The 25,799-nt window shown below is 40.1% G+C and carries 26 protein-coding genes; 23 read left to right on the top strand and 3 right to left on the bottom strand.

The annotated features are described in order from the left end of the window. Nucleotides 1-8 precede the first annotated feature (8 nt). The 15 genes from flgK (at nucleotide 9) to ES896_RS02665 (ending at nucleotide 15,234) form a co-directional block, all read left to right on the top strand. Nucleotides 9-1,529: a flagellar hook-associated protein FlgK gene (flgK, locus tag ES896_RS02735; protein WP_017368142.1), complete on the top strand. Its 1,521-nt coding sequence runs from the start codon at nucleotides 9-11 to the stop codon at nucleotides 1,527-1,529. 8 nt (nucleotides 1,530-1,537) lie between these two features. Continuing rightward, nucleotides 1,538-2,449 (top strand): flagellar hook-associated protein FlgL, encoded by a 912-nt coding sequence (gene flgL, locus ES896_RS02730; protein ID WP_017368141.1) that lies wholly within the window; start codon nucleotides 1,538-1,540, stop codon nucleotides 2,447-2,449. Nucleotides 2,450-2,495: 46 nt separating this feature from the next. Continuing rightward, nucleotides 2,496-3,074 (top strand): DUF6470 family protein, encoded by a 579-nt coding sequence (locus ES896_RS02725; RefSeq protein ID WP_135226380.1) that lies wholly within the window; start codon nucleotides 2,496-2,498, stop codon nucleotides 3,072-3,074. A gap of 28 nt (nucleotides 3,075-3,102) precedes the next feature. After that, complete coding sequence (gene fliW, locus ES896_RS02720; protein ID WP_007499985.1) at nucleotides 3,103-3,537, top strand: flagellar assembly protein FliW; 435 nt, start codon at nucleotides 3,103-3,105, stop codon at nucleotides 3,535-3,537. Next, a complete protein-coding gene (csrA, locus tag ES896_RS02715; protein ID WP_017368138.1) occupies nucleotides 3,531-3,755 on the top strand; it encodes a carbon storage regulator CsrA in 225 nt (74 codons plus the stop codon). The genes fliW and csrA overlap by 7 nt, the downstream gene beginning before the upstream one ends. 153 nt (nucleotides 3,756-3,908) lie before the next feature. After that, complete coding sequence (gene flaG / locus ES896_RS02710) at nucleotides 3,909-4,250, top strand: flagellar protein FlaG (protein WP_017368137.1); 342 nt, start codon at nucleotides 3,909-3,911, stop codon at nucleotides 4,248-4,250. Nucleotides 4,251-4,270: 20 nt separating this feature from the next. Continuing rightward, nucleotides 4,271-5,797, top strand: coding sequence for a flagellar hook-associated protein 2 (locus ES896_RS02705; RefSeq protein ID WP_135226379.1), 1,527 nt, complete (start codon nucleotides 4,271-4,273; stop codon nucleotides 5,795-5,797). Nucleotides 5,798-5,814: 17 nt separating this feature from the next. Then, nucleotides 5,815-6,219, top strand: a complete 405-nt coding sequence (gene fliS / locus ES896_RS02700) for a flagellar export chaperone FliS (protein ID WP_008348247.1) — start codon at nucleotides 5,815-5,817, stop codon at nucleotides 6,217-6,219. Then, nucleotides 6,216-6,557, top strand: coding sequence for a flagellar protein FliT (gene fliT / locus ES896_RS02695; protein WP_008348246.1), 342 nt, complete (start codon nucleotides 6,216-6,218; stop codon nucleotides 6,555-6,557). Before fliS ends, fliT begins: the two co-directional genes overlap by 4 nt. Before the next feature lie 13 nt (nucleotides 6,558-6,570). After that, nucleotides 6,571-6,951 carry a DUF8042 domain-containing protein gene (locus ES896_RS02690; RefSeq protein ID WP_008348244.1) on the top strand — a complete coding sequence of 127 codons (381 nt, stop codon included), beginning with the start codon at nucleotides 6,571-6,573 and terminating at the stop codon, nucleotides 6,949-6,951. A 33-nt stretch (nucleotides 6,952-6,984) separates the two neighbouring features. Next, a complete protein-coding gene (locus ES896_RS02685) occupies nucleotides 6,985-8,670 on the top strand; it encodes a methyl-accepting chemotaxis protein (RefSeq protein ID WP_135226378.1) in 1,686 nt (561 codons plus the stop codon). 189 nt (nucleotides 8,671-8,859) lie between these two features. After that, nucleotides 8,860-9,423 carry a ribosome hibernation-promoting factor, HPF/YfiA family gene (gene hpf / locus ES896_RS02680; RefSeq protein WP_007499992.1) on the top strand — a complete coding sequence of 188 codons (564 nt, stop codon included), beginning with the start codon at nucleotides 8,860-8,862 and terminating at the stop codon, nucleotides 9,421-9,423. 198 nt (nucleotides 9,424-9,621) lie between these two features. Then, the gene (secA, locus tag ES896_RS02675; protein ID WP_008348240.1) at nucleotides 9,622-12,147 is read left to right on the top strand and encodes a preprotein translocase subunit SecA; all 2,526 of its coding nucleotides are present in this window, start codon (nucleotides 9,622-9,624) and stop codon (nucleotides 12,145-12,147) included. 67 nt (nucleotides 12,148-12,214) lie between these two features. Beyond that, nucleotides 12,215-13,316 (top strand): peptide chain release factor 2 gene (gene prfB / locus ES896_RS02670; RefSeq protein ID WP_098680723.1). Its coding sequence is split into 2 segments (ribosomal slippage): nucleotides 12,215-12,286 and nucleotides 12,288-13,316, totalling 1,101 coding nucleotides; the frame shifts between segments, so codons are not numbered across the junction. Between the two features lie 124 nt (nucleotides 13,317-13,440). Next, entirely contained in the window at nucleotides 13,441-15,234 is a 1,794-nt protein-coding gene (locus ES896_RS02665) for a M3 family oligoendopeptidase (protein ID WP_135226377.1), read from the top strand. Nucleotides 15,235-15,448: 214 nt separating this feature from the next. Here ES896_RS02665 and ES896_RS02660 read toward each other — a convergent pair whose 3' ends face one another. Further along, nucleotides 15,449-16,183, bottom strand: a complete 735-nt coding sequence (locus tag ES896_RS02660) for an alpha/beta family hydrolase (RefSeq protein WP_135226376.1) — start codon at nucleotides 16,181-16,183, stop codon at nucleotides 15,449-15,451. Nucleotides 16,184-16,372: 189 nt separating this feature from the next. On the opposite strand from ES896_RS02660, the gene ES896_RS02655 reads away from it, so the two are divergent. The 5 genes from ES896_RS02655 to ES896_RS02635 all read left to right on the top strand — a co-directional run bounded on the left by ES896_RS02655 (nucleotide 16,373) and on the right by ES896_RS02635 (nucleotide 20,928). Then, the gene (locus tag ES896_RS02655; protein ID WP_035389657.1) at nucleotides 16,373-17,221 is read left to right on the top strand and encodes a YitT family protein; all 849 of its coding nucleotides are present in this window, start codon (nucleotides 16,373-16,375) and stop codon (nucleotides 17,219-17,221) included. 48 nt (nucleotides 17,222-17,269) lie between these two features. Beyond that, entirely contained in the window at nucleotides 17,270-17,599 is a 330-nt protein-coding gene (cccB, locus tag ES896_RS02650) for a cytochrome c551 (protein ID WP_007500002.1), read from the top strand. Nucleotides 17,600-17,981: 382 nt separating this feature from the next. Further along, the gene (gene ftsE / locus ES896_RS02645; protein ID WP_008348229.1) at nucleotides 17,982-18,668 is read left to right on the top strand and encodes a cell division ATP-binding protein FtsE; all 687 of its coding nucleotides are present in this window, start codon (nucleotides 17,982-17,984) and stop codon (nucleotides 18,666-18,668) included. After that, nucleotides 18,661-19,551 (top strand): permease-like cell division protein FtsX, encoded by an 891-nt coding sequence (ftsX, locus tag ES896_RS02640; RefSeq protein WP_017368131.1) that lies wholly within the window; start codon nucleotides 18,661-18,663, stop codon nucleotides 19,549-19,551. Before ftsE ends, ftsX begins: the two co-directional genes overlap by 8 nt. A gap of 114 nt (nucleotides 19,552-19,665) precedes the next feature. Continuing rightward, nucleotides 19,666-20,928: a murein hydrolase activator EnvC family protein gene (locus ES896_RS02635; protein ID WP_008348225.1), complete on the top strand. Its 1,263-nt coding sequence runs from the start codon at nucleotides 19,666-19,668 to the stop codon at nucleotides 20,926-20,928. 48 nt (nucleotides 20,929-20,976) lie between these two features. Here ES896_RS02635 and ES896_RS02630 read toward each other — a convergent pair whose 3' ends face one another. Then, nucleotides 20,977-21,717 carry a sulfite exporter TauE/SafE family protein gene (locus ES896_RS02630; protein ID WP_017368130.1) on the bottom strand — a complete coding sequence of 247 codons (741 nt, stop codon included), beginning with the start codon at nucleotides 21,715-21,717 and terminating at the stop codon, nucleotides 20,977-20,979. A gap of 153 nt (nucleotides 21,718-21,870) precedes the next feature. Between ES896_RS02630 and ctpB the strand changes: the two genes are divergently transcribed. From ctpB to ES896_RS02615, 3 genes are all read left to right on the top strand, one after another. After that, nucleotides 21,871-23,319 carry a carboxy-terminal processing protease CtpB gene (ctpB, locus tag ES896_RS02625; RefSeq protein ID WP_052321121.1) on the top strand — a complete coding sequence of 483 codons (1,449 nt, stop codon included), beginning with the start codon at nucleotides 21,871-21,873 and terminating at the stop codon, nucleotides 23,317-23,319. Nucleotides 23,320-23,663: 344 nt separating this feature from the next. Then, nucleotides 23,664-24,017 carry a swarming motility protein SwrAA gene (locus tag ES896_RS02620; protein WP_007500014.1) on the top strand — a complete coding sequence of 118 codons (354 nt, stop codon included), beginning with the start codon at nucleotides 23,664-23,666 and terminating at the stop codon, nucleotides 24,015-24,017. Nucleotides 24,018-24,085: 68 nt separating this feature from the next. After that, nucleotides 24,086-25,273: a PDZ domain-containing protein gene (locus ES896_RS02615; protein ID WP_240688361.1), complete on the top strand. Its 1,188-nt coding sequence runs from the start codon at nucleotides 24,086-24,088 to the stop codon at nucleotides 25,271-25,273. Between the two features lie 9 nt (nucleotides 25,274-25,282). Here the strand turns inward: ES896_RS02615 and ES896_RS02610 are convergent, their stop codons facing one another. Further along, entirely contained in the window at nucleotides 25,283-25,648 is a 366-nt protein-coding gene (locus ES896_RS02610) for a winged helix-turn-helix transcriptional regulator (RefSeq protein ID WP_135226375.1), read from the bottom strand. Between the last annotated feature and the right edge of the window lie 151 nt (nucleotides 25,649-25,799).

Raw genomic sequence — 25,799 nt, 5'->3', positions numbered from 1 at the left:
GGATATCTATGGGTTCTACATTCATGGGACTAGAAACGGCAAAACGAGGAATCACAGCCCAGCGTGCAGGGCTTTATGTCACATCAAACAACGTATCCAATGCAAATACTGATGGCTACTCAAGACAGAGAGTTACCTTTAAAGCAGAGAATCCTTACCCAGTGATTTCAGTTTATGATGGCAAGACATACGGCCAAATGGGGACAGGTGTCCAAGTTGGAACTGTTGAAAGAATTCGAGACAGCTTTTTAGATCTTCAGTATAGAGATCATAACAATAACCTGTCTTATTATGCGACGAAGTCTGATGCTCTTTCACAAATGGAAGGAGTGATGAATGATTTAACAGATGAAGGCTTGAATAGAGCCTTTGATAATCTCTGGAAATCATTACAAGTCTTATCAGAATCGAAAAATGCTGATACTGCTTCAGCCCGTACAGTTGTTAAGACAAGTGCTCAGGCTTTAGTAGATCAATTCCGCCTGCTAAATTCTTCTTTAACAACGATACAAAAGAATTTGAAAACTGAACTCGATTCAACGGCAAAAAATGTGAACACCCTATTAACTCAAATTGATGAAGTGAATAAACAGATTGCAACAGTTGAGCCAAATGGTTATCTTCCCAATGATCTTTATGATACCCGAGACGCTCTTATAGATCAGCTTTCCTCACTTGTTGATATTAAAGTGAGCTACAACCCTTCTGGAGGAAATGCTCTGGAAATTGCTGAAGGAACCGTTAACATCGACATTATCGGTGCTAATGGACAATCTGCTGGTACAATTTTAAATGGCATTACCAATGAAAAATCTGAATTACAACTTTCCTATGATAATACGACAGGACTTGTTAACTCACTCCAATTTGGAACGACAACCATCGCAGCTGATCAATTACAAGTGAATGGTAAAGTAAAAGCACTTGTTGAGGCGTATGGCTACATGTCTAATGGAGCTGAAAAAGGCATGTACCCAGATATGCTTGCTGAGCTGGATGAAGTAGCAAAAGTATTTATGGATACTTTTAACGATGTCCATAAGCAAGGGTACACGTTAAATGGCACAAGTGGACAAGACTTTTTCGATATTGAGAATAACAATGATTTGAATAAAGGCTTGGCAGCACGTATCAAAGTGAGTGACGTGATTTTAGCATCGACAGATAACATTGCTGCATCTCTTAATCAAACGCAAGGTGATGGTTCGAATGCTACGAAATTAGCTAATATTCAAAACTTAAAGCTGCCAATCGGCGGAACTACCACAACGATTCAGGATTACTATCAGAATGTCATTGCCGAAATGGGGATACAAGCTAAAAAGAACATGACCCTTGAAAGCAGTTCAGCAGCTCTTGTGAATTCAGCCAATGAACGCAGGATGTCAACTAGTTCTGTATCTATTGATGAAGAAATGACGAACATGATCCAATTTCAGCATGCGTATAATGCAGCTGCAAGAATTATGACGTTACAAGACGAAGTATTAGATAAAATAATAAACGGCATGGGTGTCGTAGGAAGGTAGGGTAACTGATGCGAGTCACGCAAGGTATGATTTCTCAAAATTCACTTCGGAATATTAGTAAAAGTTATGAAAAACTCTCTAAAATTAATGAGCAGGCACAGTCTGGAAAACGTTTCACAAAAACGTCTGATGATCCTGTGGCAGCAGTGAAAAGTCTTCAGTATAGTACAGCCATGTTTCGAAATGAGCAATACCAAACTAATTTAAATGAGGCACGAAACTGGATTGATACATCTGAAACAAGTGTCACTGAAATAATTGATATCATGTCAAATATACGAGATAAAGTACTCGATGCGGCCAATGGAACAAAACAGCCAGAAGATTTAGCTGCTATCGGAGTGGAAATTGGTCAGATGAAGAATCAAATCATTGATGCAATGAACACGCAGATGTTAGGTAAGTTTGTTTTTAATGGGACGAATACAAATGTTAAACCAGTTGTAGAGAATGCAGATGGTACGTTTACATTTAACTTTGAAAACTATACAGATGCAAACGTGGTTCAATCGAACATTTCTGATGGAATCACATTAAATGTGAATTCAAATCCTCTTTCAGCTTTTGGTGGGCAATCTGCCAGTGGTCAAAATGTCATTGAAATGCTGACTGATTTAGAAAACTCATTAAAAAATGGAACGTTTACAAATTCTGATGATGCATTAGGAAATATCGATCAGTTTAAAGAAGTGATGAGTGCTGAGCGTTCAGACCTTGGGGCTAGATCTAATCGTATCGACTTAGTCGGAAGCCGTTTGACTTCGCAATTTGAAGTGCTGAAAAAGGCTAAATCAGATGCCGAAGATGTAGAAAGTGAAAAAGCCATTCTTGATCTTCTTCAACAAGAGACTGTGAATAGAGCTGCTTTAGCGACGACAGCTAAAGTGATTCAGCCATCCCTTGTCGATTTCTTAAGATAAGAAAAAGCATCCGTTGGGTGCTTTTTTGCATCATGGAGGTGAACCTATGCAAATCCCTAGATTGTTAATAGAGCAAAGTTATGCAAAGCTGCAAATGTCGACAACCCCTTCCAGGCAAGAAGTAGAGCAGCCAAGAGCTGAGCTTGAGATTCAGCAGCCAAGAGCTGTCATGAATATCACAAGGACACCGTCGAAATTAACCATAGATCAAACCGAGGCATTTGCCGATATGGATATTAAGTCGATTTTTAGACGTTCAGAGGAATGGGCTGCGGAGGGGAAACGTGCGATTGGAGAAGGTATGGGGCGTAGAGCGGAAGAAGGAAGTGAACTCATCAAGATCGAGAATGGTGGGAATGCGATTGCTGAGTTTGCGAAAATCAATGGCAGTCCTCCAGCAAAACAATTCAACATCGGTGTGATTCCTTCATTTTTTAGTGTGAAAATTCACTATCAGCCATCTGAACTTAAAATTGATGTGGAGCCGCAAAAAGCTATTATAGAGGCAACACCTCATAAACCAATTGTTAACTACCAGCCAGGTAAAGTTCATATTGATATGTTACAATACCCAGAATTAAAAATAGAAGTTGACGAAACAGGTCAAAATGGTGATAAGGTATAGTTAAGAAAAATGAAAAAGGTCGTGAATTATGATCATTCAAACAAAATACCATGGTGAAGTGACGATTAAAGAGGAGCAAATCATTCACTTCTCTAATGGGATACCAGGATTTCTGGATCAAAAACAATTTGTCATTTTACCTTTATCAGAGGAATCCCCATTTTTAGTTCTCCAATCTTTGGAAAATGCGGAACTAGGCTTTATTGTCAGCAGCCCATTTTTGTTCTTCAATCAATATGAATTTGACTTAGAAGAATCGGTTGTAGACATTCTTGGGGTGGAAGATGCCAATGATGTGGAAGTCATGGTTATTTTAACAATGGGATCTTCTATTGAAAAAACGACAGCCAATTTAAGAGCGCCTATTATTGTAAATCGGAAAAACATGAAAGCCAAGCAGGTCATTTTGCATGATTCAGCCTATCATACAAAACATTTGCTAGAGGTGGCTTCCTCATGTTAGTTCTATCTCGTAAATTAAATCAATCGATTCAAATAGGCGACGATATTGAAGTCAAAATTATTGCGATCGAAGGCGATCAAGTAAAAGTCGGAATTGAGGCTCCTAAGCATATTGATATTCACAGGAAGGAAGTATACCTGTCTATTCAAGAAGAAAACAGCCGTGCTGCTAGCTTGTCCCTCGATCTACTTTCTCAATTATCCTCACAAAAAAAGTGAGGATTTTTTTATCCTATTTGTCGATCCTCCTCCGTGTGAAACCGTAGAAGTACACCATCTATATGAAACTTTAACAAATCGGTCCATCTATATTTAATTTAAAAATTCAAAGCCGATATAAAAGATAGATTAAAGCACAGGAGCTGAATAACTATGTCTGTTGGTAAGTTGACTTCGATAGAGCCACTGATTGATGCATTTCAAACCCGTGTTACGAATCATCAGAATGATAATGCAAACAACGATTTACAAGCAAATGGAAAAGTCGTTTCAAAAGAAGAAATTGAAAAAACGCTTCAAGGAGCAAATAAGCTGATTGAACCTACTCAATTTCATCTTCAATTTGAATTACATGAAAAACTCAATGAATATTATGTCAAAGTCGTAGATAACCAAACAGAAGAAGTCATTAGAGAAATTCCATCTAAGGAATGGCTTGATTTCTATGCGGCAATGACAGAAATTGTCGGTTTATTTGTCGATAAAAGAATGTAATTGAAGGGAGAACATAAACAATGGTTAATCGAATTACTGGATTTTCAAATGTATTTGATATTGACGAAATCGTCTCAAAGCTAATGAAAACTGAGCAAGCACCACTTGATAAAATGACACGACAGAAACAAACACTTGAATGGCAAAGAGACAGCTACCGCGAGGTCAATTCAAAGGTCAAAGAATTAGATGATCTCATTGCCAAACTAAATTTAACATATCCGAGTACTTATGGCGCAAAAAAGGTCACAAGCTCCAATGAATCTGCTGTCACAGCAACTGGCTCAACAAATGCTACCTCTGGCTCGATTAATGTGACCCAACTAGCGACAGCATCCGTATTCAAATCTTCTGGCACATCTGGATTTACTGCTGCAAACGGTACGTTCACGTTTGAGGTGACGACACCAGATTCTACAACACCTAAAACAGTGACCATTAATACAACTGATACAGATACCCTTGATTCAATCGTGTCAAAATTGAACAATGCTCAACTAGGTGTCACGGCTTATAAAGGCCAGATCTTTGATGGAACCAACTACGTAGATACGATCGCTCTGACTTCGCGTACGACTGGTGAAGGTGTCAGTATTAAGGCAGCAGATGGCAATTCCGCTTCATTTTTAACGCAATTAGGCTTCCAAGTGGATGGAGATAATAAATTAGTTGCGACTACTCAAGGGCAGAAAGCGCAATACGAAATTAATGGTCTCAAAATGGAAAATAACAATAATACCTTCACGCAGGCTGGTATCACATATGAGCTGAAAGGAACAACAGATAAGCCTGTCAGCTTGAACGTTTCAACAGATGTCGATGCCATCTTTGATAAAATTAAACAATTTGTTGATAAATACAACGAACTCGTTGAACTGGTCAATGGTAAAGTGAATGAAAAGCGAAATAGAGACTATCAACCATTAACGGCTGAAGAGAAAAAAGCCATGTCTGAAAAAGAAATTGAGTTATGGGAAACAACCGCTAAGTCTGGCTTACTGAGAAGTGATTCTATTTTACGAGCTGGTGCCTCTAAAATAAGAAGTGATTTTTATGCTGATATTACGACAAGTGATGGGAATAAAATTCACATGACACAAATCGGTATTTCTACTTCATCCTCGTATAAAGGTGGCGGGAAGCTTGAATTAATTAATATTAATGGAGTAGAGAAATTAAAAAAAGCCATTGAAGAAGACCCAGAAAAGGTAAGACAAATGTTTATCTCTGGTTCTTTAAATGTTGATTCTAAAGACAAAGACAAAGCACAGCAGCAATATAAAGAACAAGGAATCATCTATCGCGTCAAAAATTCCTTATCAGCCTTCACGAAGAGTATTCAAACAAAAGCTGGTAGTACAACAATGGAGCTAAAAGAATATGGACTTGGTAAAGATTTAGATTCTTTGACAAAACGAATGGATACATTCCAAGATCGTTTAAAATTAGTGGAAGCTCGTTACTACAAAAAGTTTAACGCCATGGATAGTGCGATTCAAAAGCTAAACAACCAATCTGGCTATCTTTCTCAACTGCTTGGACAATAATTGGAGGTTTATAACATATGGCAATTCAGAACCCTTATGCCGCCTATCAGAAAAATTCTATTGAGACCGCAACACCGGCCGAGTTAACGCTTATGCTTTATGAAGGATGCTTAAAGTTTATTAGACTAGCAAAGCATGGCATTCAAAAAGAAGATGCTGAAATGAGAAACTTGAACCTGAAAAAGGCTCAAAACATCATCCAAGAATTAAATGTTACCTTAAATCGTACGTATGATGTATCAAAGAGCATGGCAAGTATGTATGACTACATCTATCGAAGACTGATTGAAGCCAATCTGCAAAATGACGAAGAGATCCTGAATGAAGTAGAGCAATATGTGACTGATTTCCGAGATGCTTGGAAGGAAGTCATTCAAACCGATCGAAAAGGGCGTCACCACTCTATTGGGGGATCTCTATGAGTATTGTGGACCAACTGCACGACCAAACGTTAAAAATGGCAGCGGAAATAGAGGCCAACCCGCAAAGCGAAACACTCGTTGAAGACTTTGATGCTTTTTTAGTTGAGAGAGACGAACTAATGAGAGACATTCAACATGAGCTTTCCGTTCAAGAAAAAGAGAAAATCAAAGAAATCATTCAAACAGATCAACTGATGGCCAAGCAGTTAACGGAGATTCAAAATGGGATCAAGGCAGATATTCAAGCCATTCAACGTAAGAAAACAAAACAGCTGAATTATCAAAATCCGTATCAGCCCATGACAAGTGACGGCGTATACTACGATAAACGGAAATAAATAGGTGAGACCTGTGGCGTATCGTTCAGATGACTATATTTTATTAACCACATATTATGACCTTCTATATACGATAGAAGAGAGTCTAAAATATTTAGATGAAATTGAGAAGGATTTCGCTAAAACAGAAGGGGATCGGATCTTTAATGATCTGATCCATGCCTTCTTTCATTTAGAGACAACACATCCGCTTCTGCTTTCGATTATTGAAAATGAGCACTTTGCCAAGACGATTCGATCGTTTGACCAAATTTTTTTAAGTTTCGATATACTAGCTTTCTATACATTCCCTTCAAATCACTTCCAGTCATTCCTTACATCGTATTTTATACCTGAATATAGAAAGTGGATGGATGAAATACATGCCTGTATGAGGCCGTATGTCATTCATTAATTTTTGTTCAATTCAGACCATTCGGAGGAATTTATGAGACTAAAAAATCAATTTTTATTTGGGCTTATTGTCATATGTGTATTGTTTGTCAGTATTTTAGGATTTTCTAGCTTTATCTATTACAAAACAGATCAATCGTATAAAGCACTCCTCACCAAAGAAGTAAAGCTGTACCAGACCTCACTGGAATTAGAGGCACTGCTACAAAAGCAGGAAGCACAAATTAAAACGTATGTGGTTGTTCAAGATGCTGAAAATTTACAGAAGATTGAGCAAACATATGAAGAAATCAATAAGAAAACAACTGAAGCATCAAAAATGAGCACCGTTAAACAAGCAAAAAATCTGTTAGATCAAATTTCTGAAAAAAATTATCTTTACTACACCTCAACAAATCGATTATTTAATTCATTGAATATGCAAAATCAAAAAGAATTCAACACCCGCCTCAGTCAAGAATTACAACCTATCGAACAAGAAATACATACCTTTACAAAAGAATTTGCCCAAACACAATTGAAACAGCGTGATCAAAAAATCAGTCAGCTCAATGAAGAAAGTAACCAATTATTGCTGACGCTTATTCTCGTTAGCGCAGCGATTATAGTCGGCTTTTTAGTCATTGGCACAAGGTTTGTTCATCGTATGACAAAACCGATTGTCTCTGTCACACATGCAGCAAGAAGAATGGCAGATGGTGACCTCACACTTGAAGAGATTGAAGTAACCTCTAAAAATGAAATTGGCCAGCTCGGTACGGCTTTTAACCAAATGACAGCTCATTTGCGTCAGCTCATCCTACAGGTGCAAAATGGATCAAGGCAATTAGCTGATTCTGCTGCGCAATTTGAAGAAACCATCAGTCAAACCATTTCGGCAAGTGAACAGACGTCTAGCTCGATTGAACAGGTCAGTGAAGCTTCACGTGAACAATCGGATGCAGTAGGAAAAGTAGCTTCTTCAATTCAAGAAGTTTCGACTGGTATGCATAATGCGGCTGAACATACGTCTGATGTTTCGGGTCACTCAATTTCAGTGACTGAAAAGGCTGAAGAGGGCGCATCCCTCATTCAACAATTTGTGAAACAAATGAGTTCTATTAAGGAATCTGTGAATGAACATCATTCTACAATGGCCAATGTACAAGTACAGTTTACCGGCATTCAAGGCCTGCTGGGGAATATTCATGCCATTGCAGATCAGACAAATTTACTTGCTTTAAACGCAGCCATTGAAGCAGCAAGGGCTGGGGAACATGGACGAGGTTTTGCGGTTGTTGCAGATGAAGTCAGAAAGCTGGCGGAAGAATCAAGTCAGCTGACTGATCAAATTAGTCAGTTACTCGCCAACGTGAACAAAGATACTGAAAGATCGTCTCAATCTATGACGAAAGTGGAACGAGATGTAGCAGAAGGTGTGAAAGTATCGCAATTGTCTGAACAGAGCTTTCAAGAAATTCTGGCAGCCATTCGTGATATCTCGATGAAAGCAGAGGAGCTTTCTGCTACGACGGAGCAAATCTCAGCTAGTACAGAAGAAATTTCTCAAACAATTGGTGTGATAGAAGAAGGAGCCAAGCGAAATTCTGAGGAAACAGAGTACATGTCGGCGGCTGTTGAAGAATCACTAGCAGCGAATGAGGAAATGAAAGCAGCAGCGGAAGATTTAAAAACTTTGTCTCAATCACTGAAAACATCTATTTCATCTTTCAAGATTTAACAGCGCCATGGTCTTTTTCAAGAATCAATCGAATATATATTCATCACCTATCAAGTAAAAGCTGAAGCACCGCAGGATTCGACAAATTTCAATAAAAATTCACATTTTTTTTACGTTTGAGCAGGAGAAAAGGAGGGAAAAGTAGAAATAAGTTTACATATCCTTAATTTTAAAGGAGGCGTTCTTTACATGAATTACAATGTCCGAGGAGAAAACATCGAAGTAACACCTGCACTAAGAGATCATGTCGAGAAAAAAATTGGAAAGTTGGAGCGTTATTTTGAGTCAGATGTTGATGCTTCAGTCAACGTGAACTTGAAATTTTACAACGATCAAGAATCTAAAGTTGAGGTTACCATTCCAATGACTGATCTAGCACTTCGAGCAGAGGTGCATAATGAGGATATGTACAATGCAGTAGACCTAGCAACCAGTAAATTAGAACGTCAAATTAGAAAACATAAAACGAAAGTGAACCGTAAATTCCGTGAGCAAGGTGCGAAAAAGCATTTATTTGCTGGAGGAAACGGTGCGTCCGAAGTAGCAGTTCAAGATGACGAAGAGATTGATGAAACAGAAATCGTCAGACAAAAACGCTTCAATTTAAAACCAATGGATAGCGAAGAGGCCATTCTCCAAATGAACATGTTAGGTCACAGTTTCTTTGTCTTCACAAATGCTGAGACAAATTTGACCAATGTGGTATACCGCCGAAATGACGGCAAATATGGACTCATTGAGCCGAACGCTTAATCATTCGTTCCTTTTGATCCGAAAATGACCTAAAAAAAGTAAACCCGTTCCCTTCATTAGGGGCGGGTTTTTTGTGCTAAATCATTGCAAATTCTTTGGAAATCAAGGAAGGTATGGTATGATAAATGCAGGTAAATATGGACCTGTCAAACTTTTGAACATGCCGAAAAATTGCATGAAATAGAGGAGCGTTATTATATGCTTGGAATCTTAAACAAAGTGTTTGATCCTACGAAACGTACGATCAGCCGATATGAAAAAAAGGCAAATGAAATCGAAGCTCTCGCTCAAGATTTCGAGAAATTATCTGACGAGGCTTTACGAAATAAAACGATCGAATTTAAAGAAAAACTTGAAAAAGGACAATCTGTAGACGACCTTTTGGTTGAAGCATTTGCAACGGTTCGTGAGGCTTCCCGCCGCGTGACAGGAATGTTCCCATTTAAGGTGCAGCTCATGGGGGGGATTGCCCTACATGAAGGGAATATCTCTGAGATGAAAACAGGTGAAGGTAAAACGTTGACATCAACGATGCCTGTTTATTTGAATGCTCTTTCTGGGAAAGGCGTCCACATTGTAACAGTCAACGAATATTTGGCAAGCCGTGATGCACAGGAAATGGGCAAGATTTTTGAATTTCTAGGATTAACAGTTGGCTTGAACTTAAACAGTTTAGACAAAGATGAAAAAAGAGAAGCGTACGCTGCTGATATCACATATTCAACAAACAATGAGCTTGGCTTTGATTATTTACGAGATAACATGGTGCTGTACAAAGAGCAAATGGTTCAAAGACCACTTCATTATGCCGTCATCGATGAAGTTGACTCCATCTTAATTGATGAAGCGAGAACACCTCTTATTATTTCTGGACAAGCTGCAAAGTCGACGAAACTTTACGTACAAGCAAATGCCTTTGTTCGTACGTTAAAAATAGAAGACGATTTCACTTATGATATTAAAACAAAAAGTGTACAGCTGACTGAAAGCGGAATGACGAAGGCGGAAAAAGCATTTGGCATCGAGAACTTGTTTGATGTCAAACATGTCGCTCTTAACCACCATATCGCGCAGGCTCTTAAGGCGCATGTTGCGATGCAAAAAGACGTTGATTATGTTGTGGAAGATGGCCAAGTCGTCATCGTTGACTCCTTCACAGGACGTTTAATGAAAGGACGCCGCTATAGTGAAGGTCTGCACCAAGCCATTGAAGCAAAAGAAGGTCTTGAAGTGCAGAATGAAAGCATGACACTTGCAACCATTACGTTCCAGAACTACTTCCGTATGTATGAAAAGCTATCTGGTATGACAGGTACAGCGAAAACGGAAGAAGAGGAATTCCGTAACATTTACAATATGCAGGTTGTCACAATCCCAACCAATAAACCGGTTGTGCGTGATGACAGACCTGATTTAATTTACCGCACAATGGATGGCAAATTTAAAGCAGTAGCTGAAGACGTCGCACAGCGTTATATGACAGGACAGCCGGTCCTTGTCGGAACTGTTGCGGTTGAGACATCTGAATTGATTTCAAAACTGCTTAAAAATAAAGGCATCCCTCATCAAGTGTTAAACGCGAAAAACCATGAGCGTGAAGCACAAATTATTGAGGAAGCTGGACAAAAAGGTGCCGTCACAATTGCGACAAACATGGCGGGACGTGGAACAGACATCAAGCTTGGCGAAGGTGTGAAAGAACTAGGCGGTCTTGCTGTTATTGGGACAGAGCGTCATGAATCACGCCGTATTGATAACCAGCTCCGTGGTCGTTCTGGTCGTCAAGGAGACCCAGGGATTACTCAATTCTATCTCTCAATGGAAGATGAATTGATGCGCCGATTTGGTGCAGAGCGGACAATGGCGATGCTTGATCGCTTCGGTATGGATGACTCTACTCCAATTCAAAGTAAAATGGTCTCAAAAGCTGTTGAATCTTCTCAAAAACGTGTTGAGGGGAATAACTTTGATTCCCGTAAGCAGCTTCTGCAATATGATGATGTTCTTCGTCAACAGCGTGAAGTCATTTACAAACAGCGTTTTGAAGTCATCGATTCTGATAACTTGAAATCGATTGTGATCAATATGATTCAATCGTCTATTGAGCGGGCTGTTGGATCTTACACGCCGAAAGAAGAACTTCCAGAAGAATGGAAATTAGATGGTCTTGTTGAATTAATCAACACGAACTATTTAGATGAAGGTGCCATTTCGGTCAAAGATATCTTCGGTAAAGAAGCAGATGAGATCACCGAATTCATCATGGAGCGGATTAAAGAGAAATATGATGCAAAAGAAGAGACATTTGGCGATGAACAAATGCGTGAATTTGAAAAAGTCATCGTTCTTCGTGCAGTAGATTCGAAGTGGATGGATCATATCGATGCAATGGATCAGCTGCGTCAAGGAATCCATTTACGTGCATATGCACAAACCAATCCGCTTCGTGAGTATCAAATGGAAGGATTTGCGATGTTTGAGCATATGGTCGCTTCAATTGAAGATGACGTCGCTAAATATGTGCTAAAATCAGAAATCCAAAACAACCTAGAACGTGAAGAAGTCGTTCAAGGACAAACAACTGCTCATCAGCCTCAAGAAGGCGATGAGGAGAAAACAGTGAAGAAAAAGCCGGTGCGTAAAGTGGTGGATATCGGAAGAAACTCACCATGTCACTGCGGAAGCGGCAAGAAATATAAAAATTGTCATGGGAAGACAGAATAAGTAATGGAAAGAGGTGAAAACCTCTTTCTATTCATGTCAGCCCCCATACATCTATGAGGTGAAGGATATGGAATTAGTAGAAATTAGACAAGAGCTTGAAAATATGGCTAGCAGGCTAGCTGATTTTAGGGGGTCTCTTTGACCTCGATACAAAAGAAGCGAAAATTGCAGAGCTTGAGGCCACGATGTCAGAGGCTGACTTTTGGAATGACCAGCAAAAAGCGCAAGGTGTCATTAATGAAGCCAATGCACTGAAGGATTATGTGAATACATATCATGAGCTCAGTGAATCTCATGATGAGCTGCAAATGACGCATGATTTATTAAAAGAAGACTACGATGAGGATCTTCATGCAGAGCTTGAAAAAGAGCTGAAGAACTTAACAAAACAATTTAACGAGTTTGAATTGCAGCTTCTTTTAAGTGAACCGTATGACAAAAACAATGCCATTCTTGAGCTTCACCCGGGTGCAGGTGGAACGGAATCACAGGACTGGGGATCGATGCTCCTCAGAATGTATACCCGCTGGGCAGAGCGCAGAGGCTTTAAGGTTGAAACCCTTGATTATCTTCCAGGGGATGAAGCGGGAATTAAGTCTGTGACATTACTGATTAAAGGACATAACGCTTACGGTTACTTAAAAGCAGAAAAAGGTGTCCATCGTTTAGTCCGTATTTCTCCATTTGATTCATCTGGCCGTAGACACACATCTTTCGTTTCCTGTGATGTCATGCCAGAATTTAATGAAGAAATTGATATCGATATTCGTACAGAGGATATTAAGGTGGATACGTATCGTGCAAGTGGTGCAGGGGGTCAGCACGTCAATACGACGGACTCTGCGGTTCGTATCACACACATCCCAACAAATGTCGTCGTGACGTGCCAAACGGAAAGATCCCAAATCAAAAACAGAGAACGTGCAATGAAAATGCTGAAATCTAAGCTTTATCAAAAACGGATCGAAGAACAACAGGCGGAATTGGATGAAATCAGAGGAGAACAGAAAGAAATTGGCTGGGGAAGCCAAATTCGCTCGTATGTTTTCCACCCATATTCTCTTGTGAAAGACCATCGTACCAACACGGAGATGGGAAATGTTCAAGCGGTGATGGATGGAGATTTAGATTCCTTTATCGATGCGTATTTACGTTCAAAATTATCATAAAAACTCGGCTTCTTGCCGGGTTTTTTTAATTGTGAGAAAATATAATGAATATAAAGGAATACATATGCCATACTGACTCTATATCCTTTGTATGATGAAATTAGCAATTAAAGGGGGAAATAATTTGGGATTAAAACCATTACAAGAGACGTGGGATTTAGATGCCTTTTTTAAAGGAGGCAGTTCTTCATCAGAATTTATCACATACTTACAGCACATACAGCAGCTATTAGATGAGTTACGACAAAAGGTAGATGCCTTTTCAAAAGAAGATACACAAATTGAAAAAGAGTTAACAGCTGTCCTTGAAACGTATGAAATCACATATAAAAAATTAGCACAAGCAGGTTCATTTGTATCCTGTCTACAATCTCAAAATACAAAGGATATGAAGGCGGGCAGTCTCCGAGGGTCTATTGCCAAGCTGGAAGCTGAATTAGGAACCATTCTAGCAGGGTTTGATCAATCACTTGCTGAGATACCTACTAGCCAGTGGGAAGAATTAATGGATTCAGCCGCTTTCTCAGCTGTTCGTTACATATTAAATGAACGAAGAGAACATGTGAAAGATCAACTGCCTGTTGAACAGGAAACACTCATTCAAAAACTAGCAGTAGATGGGTATCATGCGTGGGATGAACTTTATTCTAGCTTGGTGAACAAAATTACCATTCCATTTGAGCAAAATGGTGAAACACAAATGATCTCTGTAGGCCAAGCAGAAAATGCGATGGATGATTCAGACCGTGAAGTGAGAAAAGCCGTGTATCATAATTTAGAACATGCATGGACACAGGATGAACATTTGTTTGCAAGCACACTCAATCATCTCGCTGGTTTTCGTCTACAAGTATATGAAGCCAGAGGATGGGATCATATATTAAAAGAGCCTCTTGATATTTGCCGGATGAAACAAGAGACGCTCGATACAATGTGGTCTGTCATTGATGAACATAAACAGCCATTCATTGAATATTTACAACGTAAAGCTGACATGCTTGGGGTTGATAAACTGAGCTGGTTTGATGTGGGGGCGCCTATTGGAAGTGAGACAAAGACCTATTCTTATCAAGACGCAGCCGCTTTTATTATCAAGCATTTCGCAGGGTTTGGAAAAGAGCTTGCTGCTTTTACTGAAAAAGCTTTTAATGAACGCTGGGTAGAAGCTGAGAATCGCCCAAACAAACGAGTGGGCGGTTTCTGTACGAATTTCCCTGATAGCGGAGAATCACGTATTTTTATGACCTTCTCAGGGACTCCATCCAATGTAGCGACACTAGCACATGAGCTTGGTCATTCGTTCCATCAGGAAGTCATGCAGGATGTTCGGATGTTGAATCGTAAATATGCGATGAATGTAGCTGAAACTGCGTCGACATTCGCTGAAATGATTGTGGCAGATGCTTCATTAAAAGAGGCGGCCAATGAAGAAGAGCGTCTCAGTTTGCTAGAGGATAAGCTGCAGCGCAGTGTGGCATTCTTTATGAATATTCAATCACGCTTCTTATTTGAACAACGTTTTTATGAAGAGCGCAAACAAGGAGAAGTGCCAGCTGACCGCTTGAATGAGTTGATGGTAGAAGCACAGAAGGAAGCCTTTGGCGACTCTTTAGATGAATACCATCCGCATTTCTGGGCGTCTAAACTGCATTTCCATATTACAGGTGTCCCGTTTTATAACTTCCCTTACACCTTCGGGTACATGTTCTCGCTAGGTATTTACGCGAAAGCATTGCAGGCTGGGACATCATTTGAAGAGAAATATATTGCGCTATTAAAAGATACAGCGTCAATGACTGTAGAAGATTTGGCATATAAGCACCTAGGTGTCGACCTTACTCAAAAAGCATTTTGGGAAGAGGCCATTTCACTGGCTGTGGCAGATGCTGAAGAGTTTTTAGAAGCGACGAAGGCATAAAAAATGAAAAGCTCCCATTACGGGAGCTTCAGCGTGTAGACAAACCCTCGCATTCGTTGTCAGTCCTGCGCTTCGGTGCTCACGAATGTCAAATTCGCTCCGCGCCGATGCTCGTCCTTCCTAGACTGCAAAGGTTTTCTATCACGCTGAAAAGAAGACAAAGGGCTAAAATCAAGTTCATTTTAGCCCTTTGTCAACAATCTGGCAGCTCCCATTACGGGAGCTTTTTTGCTGGTTTTACCCATTCCAGCATCGTCTGAACGATGTCTTTTTGTTGCGTGAGGACTGGAATGTCTGCAGGCTGATCCCCTTTTTGTTTGCCATACATGCCAAATTGCGCATGATTACCGCCTTTTATCTCATGATACACGGTTTGAGAAGGCAGCTGCTTTTTCGATTTTTTGATTTTTTCTCGTGTTGCGAGACCATCTTTTTCGCCTGAAATAGATAATACTTGCAAGGAAGCCTGTTTCAAGTCATCTGATGCAGGATAGGAGGCAAGGAAAAAGAGGCCGTCCAGCTTGCTTTGATTTTTCTCTGCATACATAGCGGCAGCTGTCCCGCCTAGCGAATGTCCGCCAATGTACCAATGCTTGATGGCTGGATGACTTTTGAGGATATCCTCTGCCTTCTTCGTATTAAAAATCGCGAAAGAAAATGGCATGTCTGGGATAAAGACCGAATAGCCTTTCTTCATCAGCGCATTCCCAATATAGGCATACGCAAGAGGTTCAACTTTTGCCCCAGGATAGAGAATGATGCCAGTATCGCTTTTTGATGCTTCAAATGAATATACCCCATTTTTATGATCGACTTGTTCAATCTTCACCTGCTTTTTTAACGCTTCCGATGGTCCATATGTAAAACGGCTCCATGTATAGAAAGCACCAAAAGCTAAGATGATGAGTGCAAGTAATGTAATACCGGTGATCTTCAATATTTTCTTCATCGTATGTCCCTTCTTTCTCATGTACATATTAAATATACCATCATTTACTCTTCTGCCAAACGGCAAGTACGCTGATCCGGCTGTGTGATAAAGTATTAATCCATTAGCACTGCATTTGGCTGTTATTTACAATCTGAATGAGAGGGCTTAAAATAGGTGTGCATTCAGAAGTAACGGAGGAAGAAAGACATGAAGCAGGAACATTCTCAACTTTGGATTGAAGTGAAAAATTATGTACTCATTTTAATAGGATCAGCCATCGTGGCGGTTGGCTTTAATACGTTATTATTACCAAATCAGATTGCTGCTGGCGGTGTGAGTGGAATCAGTACCATTATGCAGTCATTCGGTTTTGAAGCTGCATATGTACAATGGGGCCTCAATATTCCGCTCTTTATCGCAGGCTTTTATTTATTAGGTGGAACATTTGGGGTAAAAACGCTCGTTGGTTCTGTCTTTTTACCTTTAATGGTGTTCTTAACAAGACACATTGCTCCTGTCACCCATGAAGCACTGCTTGCCGCAATATTTGGCGGTGTAGTGATTGGGATCGGAATTGGGCTCGTTTTCCTCGGCAATGGTTCAACGGGAGGAACGGCACTTGCGGCCAAAATCATCAATAAATATACAGGGCTGACGTTAGGTACTTGTTTAGCGATGATGGACGGTTTGATTGTTTTGGCGGCCATGACTGTTTTTGGGATTGAAGAAGGACTGTACGCTGTGATCGGAGTGTTCATTTCTAGTAAGACGATTGATGTCGTGCAGGCTGGCTTTAGTCACTCGAAGATGGCCATGATTATTACGGGTCATGAGGATGAGGTCAGACAGGCGGTGTTTGATCAAATTGATCGTGGTGTAACGAAGATTTCAGCAGTAGGTGGGTACACCGACCATGACCGGCCTATTTTAATGTGTGTTGTAGGGCAGTCACAATTCACAAAGTTGAAACAAGTGGTAAAAGCGATCGATGCATCAGCGTTTGTCATCGTCATGGATGCAAAAGAGGTGCTTGGTGAGGGTTTTAAAAGGGCGTAAACAAGGATATAATAACGTTGACCAAATGATTGTAAGGGAGGGAAATACATGAAAAAGAGCGGATTAACGCTTCTTTTTGTCGCTATGCTTTTTGTACTTGCGGCCTGTGGAGGAAATTCAAGCAGCAGTGACAAAGAAGGCAGTAAAAGTGCTTCAAATGTGAGCAGTGGTGAAGAGATTTATCAACAAAACTGTATTGGCTGTCATGGAAAAGACTTATCTGGCGGAGGCGGCCCAAGCCTGAAAGAAGTCGGGAAGAAATATAATGAAAGCCAAATTGCAGATATTGCCCAGAACGGTAAAGGATCTATGCCAAGCGGAATGGTAGATGAAAAACAAGCAAAAGAAGTCGCCAAATGGCTTGCAGAGAAAAAATAAAACCTTTGTCTAATCGACAAGGTTTTTTTATTTTCTATTTGTAGAAATAGACTTTTAGATAGTATGAAAACGTATTATATTAAATTTTATTTAAAAAATAAGGGTAAAAAGACACGTTTTTTGGTTTTGGTTGCTCTATTTACCTTTTATTTATAAGTTTTGAAATATAAATGTAATACCATTGCGTCGATTCATGACGTATAATTGGAGTTGTTGAAATTTAGATGATTCAATTTTTTCATCTTTTTGGATGAAAAGGACATAAATTGCTTGTGCGTATCGAAGGGTATGTGCGTGACCATACATAACGTTTTTTGACGAGAAGTGTCAGAACATCATGATAAGCTGTTTGACAGCGAATAAGAAAAGATTAGGTGATTACATGATTGAAATGAAGGAAGTCTATAAGATCTATCCTAATGGTGTAAAGGCGATCAATGGAATCAATGTCTCTATCCATCCAGGAGAGTTTGTGTATGTTGTTGGTCCCAGTGGCGCTGGTAAATCCACGTTCATTAAAATGATGTATCGTGAAGAGAAGCCAACCAAAGGGAAAATCTTAATTAATAACAAAGATTTAGGCTCGATGAAGGAAAAAGAAATTCCTTATGTGAGAAGAGAAATTGGCGTAGTATTCCAAGATTTCAAACTGCTTCCAAGTCTCACGGTCTTTGAGAACGTGGCATTTGCTCTTGAAGTCATTGGTGAACAGCCAAGTATTATTAAGAAAAAAGTGCTTGAAGTACTTGATTTGGTGCAATTAAAGCACAAAGCTCGTCAATTTCCAGATCAGCTTTCCGGCGGTGAACAGCAGCGTGTATCGATTGCTCGTTCGATCGTCAATCATCCTGAGGTTGTCATTGCAGACGAACCGACAGGAAACCTTGATCCAGATACTTCATGGGAAATCATGAAGACACTCGAAGAGATTAATAACCGCGGAACAACAGTCGTCATGGCGACACACAACAAAGAGATTGTAAACAGCATGAAGAAACGCGTCATCGCAATCGAAGATGGAATGATTGTGCGTGACGAAGCAAGAGGGGAGTACGGAATTTATGATTAAAACTCTCTCGCGGCATTTACGTGAGAGCTTCCGTTCACTTGGAAGAAACACGTGGATGACATTTGCATCAATTAGTGCGGTCACTGTCACATTGATTTTAGTTGGGGTTTTTCTTGTTATTATGCTCAACTTGAATAACATGGCATCGAACGCTGAGAAAGAAGTAGAAGTAAAAGTTCTCATTGATTTAACTGCGAATCAAAAGCAGCAGGATGAATTAAAAGCAGAAATTGAGAAGATTCCTGAAATCAGTGATGTGAAATATTCATCCAAGGATGATGAACTAAAAGCACTGATTAAAAGCTTTGGTGAAAATGGACAATCTATGGGACTGGTTGATCAAGAAAACCCATTAAATGATGCGTTTATTGTGAAAACAACAGATCCCCACGATACACCAAAAGTAGCGAAGAAATTAGAAAACCTAAAAGGGACGTATAAAGTCACTTATGGAAAAGAAGAGGTCAGCCGACTCTTTAATGTTGTCGGAGTGGCACGTAATGTCGGCATCGCACTTATTATTGGGCTTTTATTTACAGCGATGTTCTTGATTTCCAATACGATCAAAATTACGATTTTTGCTAGACGTAAAGAAATTGAGATTATGAAACTAGTAGGTGCAACGAACTGGTTTATCCGCTGGCCGTTCTTCATCGAAGGATTACTACTTGGTGTATTTGGCTCGATTATACCAATCGCTGTATTGCTTGGCACGTATCAATATGCTGTCGGCTGGGTGGCGCCAAGGGTACAAGGTTCATTTATTTCAATGCTTCCATACAATCCGTTTGTCTATCAAGTATCACTGGTCCTTCTATTGATCGGTGCCATTATCGGTGTGTGGGGAAGTTTAACGTCCATCCGTAAATTCTTGAAAGTATAAATCTATTTATATTGATGGCAGCACTCGAGGATTCTATAGAAGATGTGACCGGTTGATCCAAATCATCCGGTCGACTCTTCATGCAGGCAGTTGTCATGGGAGGGGAATATCGTTTTGAAAAGAAAGCTGATGATGGCTGGAATGGCAGCGTTTATTGGAACAACGTGGCTATACATTCCAGGGAACGAAAATCGTGCATTCGCATACGAAGACCTAGATCAAAAACGTCAACAAATTGAAGAGAAAACATCGAAGACTGAATCAACCTTGAAGAAAAAGAAATCAGAACTGGCAAAGCTTGAAAAGAAAGAATCAAAGCTAAAGCAAGAAATTGAAAAAATTGACCAAAAAGTAAGTGCCGCAACTGAAAAAGTCGCTGAAAAAGAAAAAGAGGTCAAACAGACGAAACAAGAGATCAAAAAACTAAAAAAAGAGATTGAAGTCATCAACGAGCGAATTGAAAAGAGAAAAGCGATTTTCAAAGATCGAATTCGTTCTATGCAAAAAAGTGGCGGTACAATCAACTATTTAGATGTGCTGCTAGGTGCTCGTAGCTTTAGTGATTTTGTCAGTCGTGTGGGAGCTGTTACAACCATTGTCGAAGCAGATAAAGACATGATTACAGAACACGAAAATGATTTGGAGCTAGTGGAGCAAAAAGAAGCAGAGCTAAATAAACAGCTAAGTGGACTTGAAACATCTTTGAAAGAGCTTGAAACGTTGAAAAAGGACCTATCTAAACAGCAAAAAGAAAAAGGAAAAGTCCTTGGTCATGTAACGGAAGAAAAAGAACATGCACATGATGAACTAGGAAAGCTTGAAAATGAACAAGAAATTCTAGCGAATCAAAAAGCGGCGGTAAAGTCTGAAGAGGCACGTCGTCAAAAAGAAGAAGCGAAGAAAGCAGAACAAGCAGCTGCTGAAAAAAGTGCACCTGCACCAAGTGGAGGATCTGATCAAGTGTCAGATACACCAGCAAGTAGCTCAGGTTTCATTAAACCAGCTGCAGGCCGTTTCTCATCAGGCTTTGGCGGACGTTCTGGCGGACAGCATTACGGATTAGATATCGCTGCAAAAGGCACTGTATCTGTCGTTGCAGCCGCATCTGGAACAGTCACGAACTCAAGCTACTCGTCGAGTTATGGGAACGTGGTGTTCATTACACATAACATCAATGGCCAAACGTATCAAACGGTATACGCTCATCTTTCAACAAGAAGTGTGTCAACAGGTCAAAGAGTCGAGCAAGGTCAATTCCTTGGATATATGGGCAACACAGGTCAGTCTTATGGCCAGCATCTTCATTTTGAAATTCATAAAGGATTATGGAATGGCGCGAAATCAAATGCAGTCAATCCAGCGCAATATATCCGCTAACAAAAAGCCGATAACAGCATGTTATCGGCTTTTTTCATGTAGATGAAATTAAAATAACAGCAGTAATCCGGCAATAATAGGTGTTAAAAGCACAGCGGATTTTAAGAGAGGTTTCGGCGCAAGGCGTGTAAATTTTGCCCCAATAAAAGCCCCTAATACGGTACCGATTAAGATCTGAACGAGCAGGATAAAGTCAACATAGCCTTCTGAAATATAACCAATTCCACCGCCAATAGAGATTGGAATAATCACTAGCATCGTTGTGCCAACAGCTTGTCTAATAGACAGCTTCAGCAAAATCAAAAGCCCCACTTGAATAAATGGTGCTGATCCGATACCGAACATCCCTGAAAGCATCCCTGATACAAGGCCTAATATAATGCCCCTGATCAGCAATTGGCGTGAAGAAAGCGGCTGCTGTTCAGCATCTTCTTTTAGGACAAACAATTTGATCATCATAAAAACAGCAGATAAAAAGAGCATACCAGCTGTTAAATAGTGCAGGCTATCCTCTGGAATAAAAGGAGCCACTTTTGCTCCGGCAAATGAAGCAATACAAGCTAGTGCACCGACAATCAAACCTGATTTGAGCTGGATATTTCCTTCTCGGTAGTGGCTGTATGCACCAGATAAAGTCGTAAATGCCATAGCAGCTAAAGATGTCCCAAGTGCAGTATGGATTGGTACATCAAAGATTAACGTCAGCAATGCGATGACAAAACCAGCCCCGCCAGCTCCTACAAACCCTAGTAAAATTCCTAATAAAAGCATCGTCAATATAATATACATAGCGAAGACTCCTTCTCGATCGTAACAAAATAAAAATTACACCTAATGAAATGATTAGTCAAGCCTCCTTAGGAGAATGTCTTTACATGAAATCCCTTCTTCTGGCATATAATAACTCAGGTCATCAGGAAGAGTTGAAGAAGGAGGCCAAATATGAAAAAACAAATCGCATCCATCATGGCAAGTGTCATTCTCATCATCAGTGCAGGGGTTGTGACGCATAAAGAGGCGACTCAGGCGGAGTCACCGAAAGCGGCTGCTGCAGTGGCTGGACAAGCTCAATCAAGTGATCGAGCGAAGGAAAACGGAATGGAGAAAATTGAGAAAGCCTATGACCTCATTTCGAATGAATATGTAGAGGAAGTGGATCGTCAAAAGCTGCTTGAAGGTGCCATACAAGGAATGCTTTCAACCTTAAATGATCCGTATTCAGTATACATGGACAAGCAAACCGCAAAGCAATTTTCGGATTCACTTGATTCCTCATTTGAAGGAATTGGGGCAGAAGTTGGAATGGATGAAGGAAAGATTATCATTGTCTCTGCCTTTAAAAAATCCCCTGCGGCAAAGGCGGGTCTGAAACCGAAAGATGAAATCATCAGCATTGACGGTGAGTCGATGAAAGAAAAAAGCCTAAACGATGCTGTACTGAAAATAAGAGGAAAAAAAGGAACGTCTGTCGCCTTGAAAATCAGACGAAATGGAATTGAAAAAGAGCTAACATTCCATATCAAACGAGAAGAAATCCCGCTTGAAACCGTAACGGCTTCAATGAAAGAGGTCAATGGTCATAAAACAGGCTATATTGCGATCTCTAGCTTCTCTGAAGATACGGCGAAGGATTTCACGGCAAGCTTGAATAAGCTCGAGAAAAAGGGCATGGAAGGCCTTGTGCTGGACGTGAGAGGAAATCCTGGCGGCTATCTACAAAGTGTGGAAGACATTTTGAAACATTTTATCACAAAGGATCAGCCATATATTCAAATTGCAGAACGGAATGGCGATCGAAAACGATATTTTTCAAAACGAAAAGAACAAAAACCATACCCGGTCAATGTCTTAATTGATAAAGGAAGTGCATCCGCTTCTGAAATTCTGGCTGGTGCCATGAAAGAAGCAGGGAAGTATGAAGTGGTAGGTGACGTTTCCTTTGGTAAAGGAACTGTACAGCAGGCGGTACCAATGGGAGATGGAAGTAACATTAAATTAACGCTGTATAAATGGCTGACACCGAAAGGGAATTGGATTCACAAAAAAGGCGTTGTGCCGACCATTGCGATTCATCAACCAGATTACTTCACCGTTGGCCCGCTCCAACTGAAAGAACCGCTTCAGCTTGATATGAACAATGAAGAAGTCAGACAAGCACAGACATTGTTAAAAGGGTTATCATTTGACCCTGGCAGAGTAGATGGATATTTTGACGAAGAAACGAAAAAGGCTGTACTCGCATTTCAAAGCACATACAATCTCGAAAAATCAGGTGTGATTGATTTAAAGACAGCGAAAATGATGAACAAGATGGTAGATGAAGTGAAATCTTATGAAAAGAATGATCTTCAGCTACAAACTGCACTAAAAGCACTATATCTCAAAAAATAAAGAGGCGAATAAATGCCTCTTTTTTTTGGTTCATAAGTGTTACGAACATGTAATAATTTATTCTTAAAAATATATTATATCTATAAATATATTCATTTATTTTACAAAAAACATAACATTCCTTCGAATTTACCCGATAACATATTTATATAAGAGACTTTCTGTTGATTTAAACATGTCATGAAAATGAAACTTTTGAAAGTTGTATGTTACATAAATAATTCTTACAATAAAAAGTAGCACTCATTTTAAATATTTTATTTTTTGCGGATATTCAGCTTAAGCATTGAGCTGTACCGAGGTTTGCGCTTTTCTTAAAAGAACTAGTAAATGGGGGTACACAATTGAAAAGGGCAAGTATTGTGAGAGAGAAAAAATATTACGAGTTGGTAGAGGAGCTTAAGAGTCGTACGAAAGATGTGACGTTTTCGGCTACAAAGGCATTAAGTCTACTCATGCTGTTAAGCAGGTACTTGGTCAATTACACAACGGTAGAATCAGTCGACGAGATCGATGAAGACTGTGCTGAGATATACTTCAATTATTTAATGGATAATCATAAGAGACTTGGTATAAACTTAACCGACATCAAGAGGTCCATGCAGCTTCTCGGAGGCATACTAGATGTAGATGTAAATCACTATTTAAAAGATTTTTCACTGTCGAATGTCACACTTTGGATGAATCAGGAGAAATAAACCTGATGTCAAGCATCGATTTATTTGATAGAATAAGAGAAAATGCTTGACTTGGGCGGTGAACGATAATGAGCTCGGAGTGGATGGGAGCCGGATTAAAAGCGGTCGGTCTGTTTTTAATCCATCCTCTTTTTTATTTTATGATATTAATCAGCCTATTATATGGCTACATCCGCGTAAAGCGGGAGAGAAAAGCGTTTCAAACAAGAATAGAAGATGTTTACGATGAACTGAAATTTACATATTCAAAGGGATGGGTTCCAGGAATTTGTCTATCGATCATATCTGTAGGCTTAGGGATTTCCCTTCCGCCTGGATTCATCGTGCTGATTGCAGCGATGACCATCGTTTTCTCTTTATTCTTTAAGGCGAGTGCGCTTTCGTCTGCATACACACTCGGTTTCAGTTTTATTGCGGCATTTGGACTGATGTCTGTTCAAGTGAGCCATTCTTGGCTGCCGCAGCTTTCAATGATGAATGCATCAGCCGTTGTGATCCTGTTAGGGCTACTGTTAATGACCGAAGGCATCTTAGCCTATCGAACGGCGCATTTACGTACATCGCCTGCAATGGTGATGAGTGCGAGAGGACTTTTGATCGGCCAGCAGCGAGCAAACCGTCTGTGGCTTCTACCACTTGTTTTGCTGATGCCGGCAGGTGAATGGACTTCTTCTCTGCCATGGTGGCCTGTGCTTCAAGTGCACGATCAAAGCTTTTCATTTATTGTGATCCCGTACATCATCGGCTTTGGCCAGCGTATTCAAGGATCGCTGCCAATTGTCAGTATTCAAATTACGTCACGCCGTATTATGATGCTCGGTCTAGCTGTTGCTGCAGTAGGTGCGGCAAGTATTTGGTTTGAGCCGATTGCGTGGGGAGCTGTTGTTCTAGCGATTGCAGGAAGAGCCTTTTTATCATGGAAGCAAAGGGTGAATGACAACGCTGCACCATTCTTTTTCTCTAAGCGGAATCAAGGGCTTATGGTGCTTGGTATCATTCCAAATACCCCTGCGGCTGATTTAAAGCTTGAGATCGGAGAAATGATTACAAAGGTCAATGGAATCGAGATCAAAACCGTTTCAGAATTTTATGAAGCACTACAAACCAATCGTGCTCTGACAAAGCTCGAGATCATTGGTCTCAATGGTCAGACAAGATTTGAGAAACGCGCCTCTTACGAAGGGGAGCATCACCAGCTTGGTATCTTGTTTGTGAAGGACGATCCACAGCAAGAGCCAACGGCGATTTCATCTTAAAAAAAGCTGCTAGAGATGGCAGCTTTTTTCTTTTGGGCGCGTTTCTCTCCCATAGGATTCGCCCCATTCACGCATGGCAAAGATAATGGGCTTTAACGTATTTCCAAGAGAAGTCAGTGAATACTCGACACGAGGAGGAACTTCCTCATAGACTTCACGGTGAACAATCCCGTCTTGTTCAAGTTCTCGTAATTGCAACGTCAGGACACGCTGCGAAATTCTTGGCAGAAGCCGGTGTATTTCGTTGTAACGCTTTGGACCGCAAGTCAAATGATAAAGGATGACGCCTTTCCATTTCCCTCCGATGACATTTGTAGTGATAGACACGGGACAGCCATGATTCACAATACTGACTGGATTGGATGGTGCACTCATCTCAACATTCCTTTCTTAAACGAAAATGGTCATAAACGAACATGTTTGTACCTAACGAACAAAAATGTGCGTACTTGAATCAATGGAAGTTTTTCTTTTACCATAGAGATAGACATCACACATTCGGGTTGTTTGTTTTCCTATCATAACA

This window comes from Bacillus sp. 005/A4HT-01/001, from assembly GCF_004634445.1.
GTDB classification, from domain to species: Bacteria; Bacillota; Bacilli; order Bacillales; family Bacillaceae; genus Bacillus; species Bacillus altitudinis.
The sequence above is the reverse complement of the archived record's forward strand: the minus strand, read 5'-3'. Positions and strand labels throughout refer to the sequence as shown.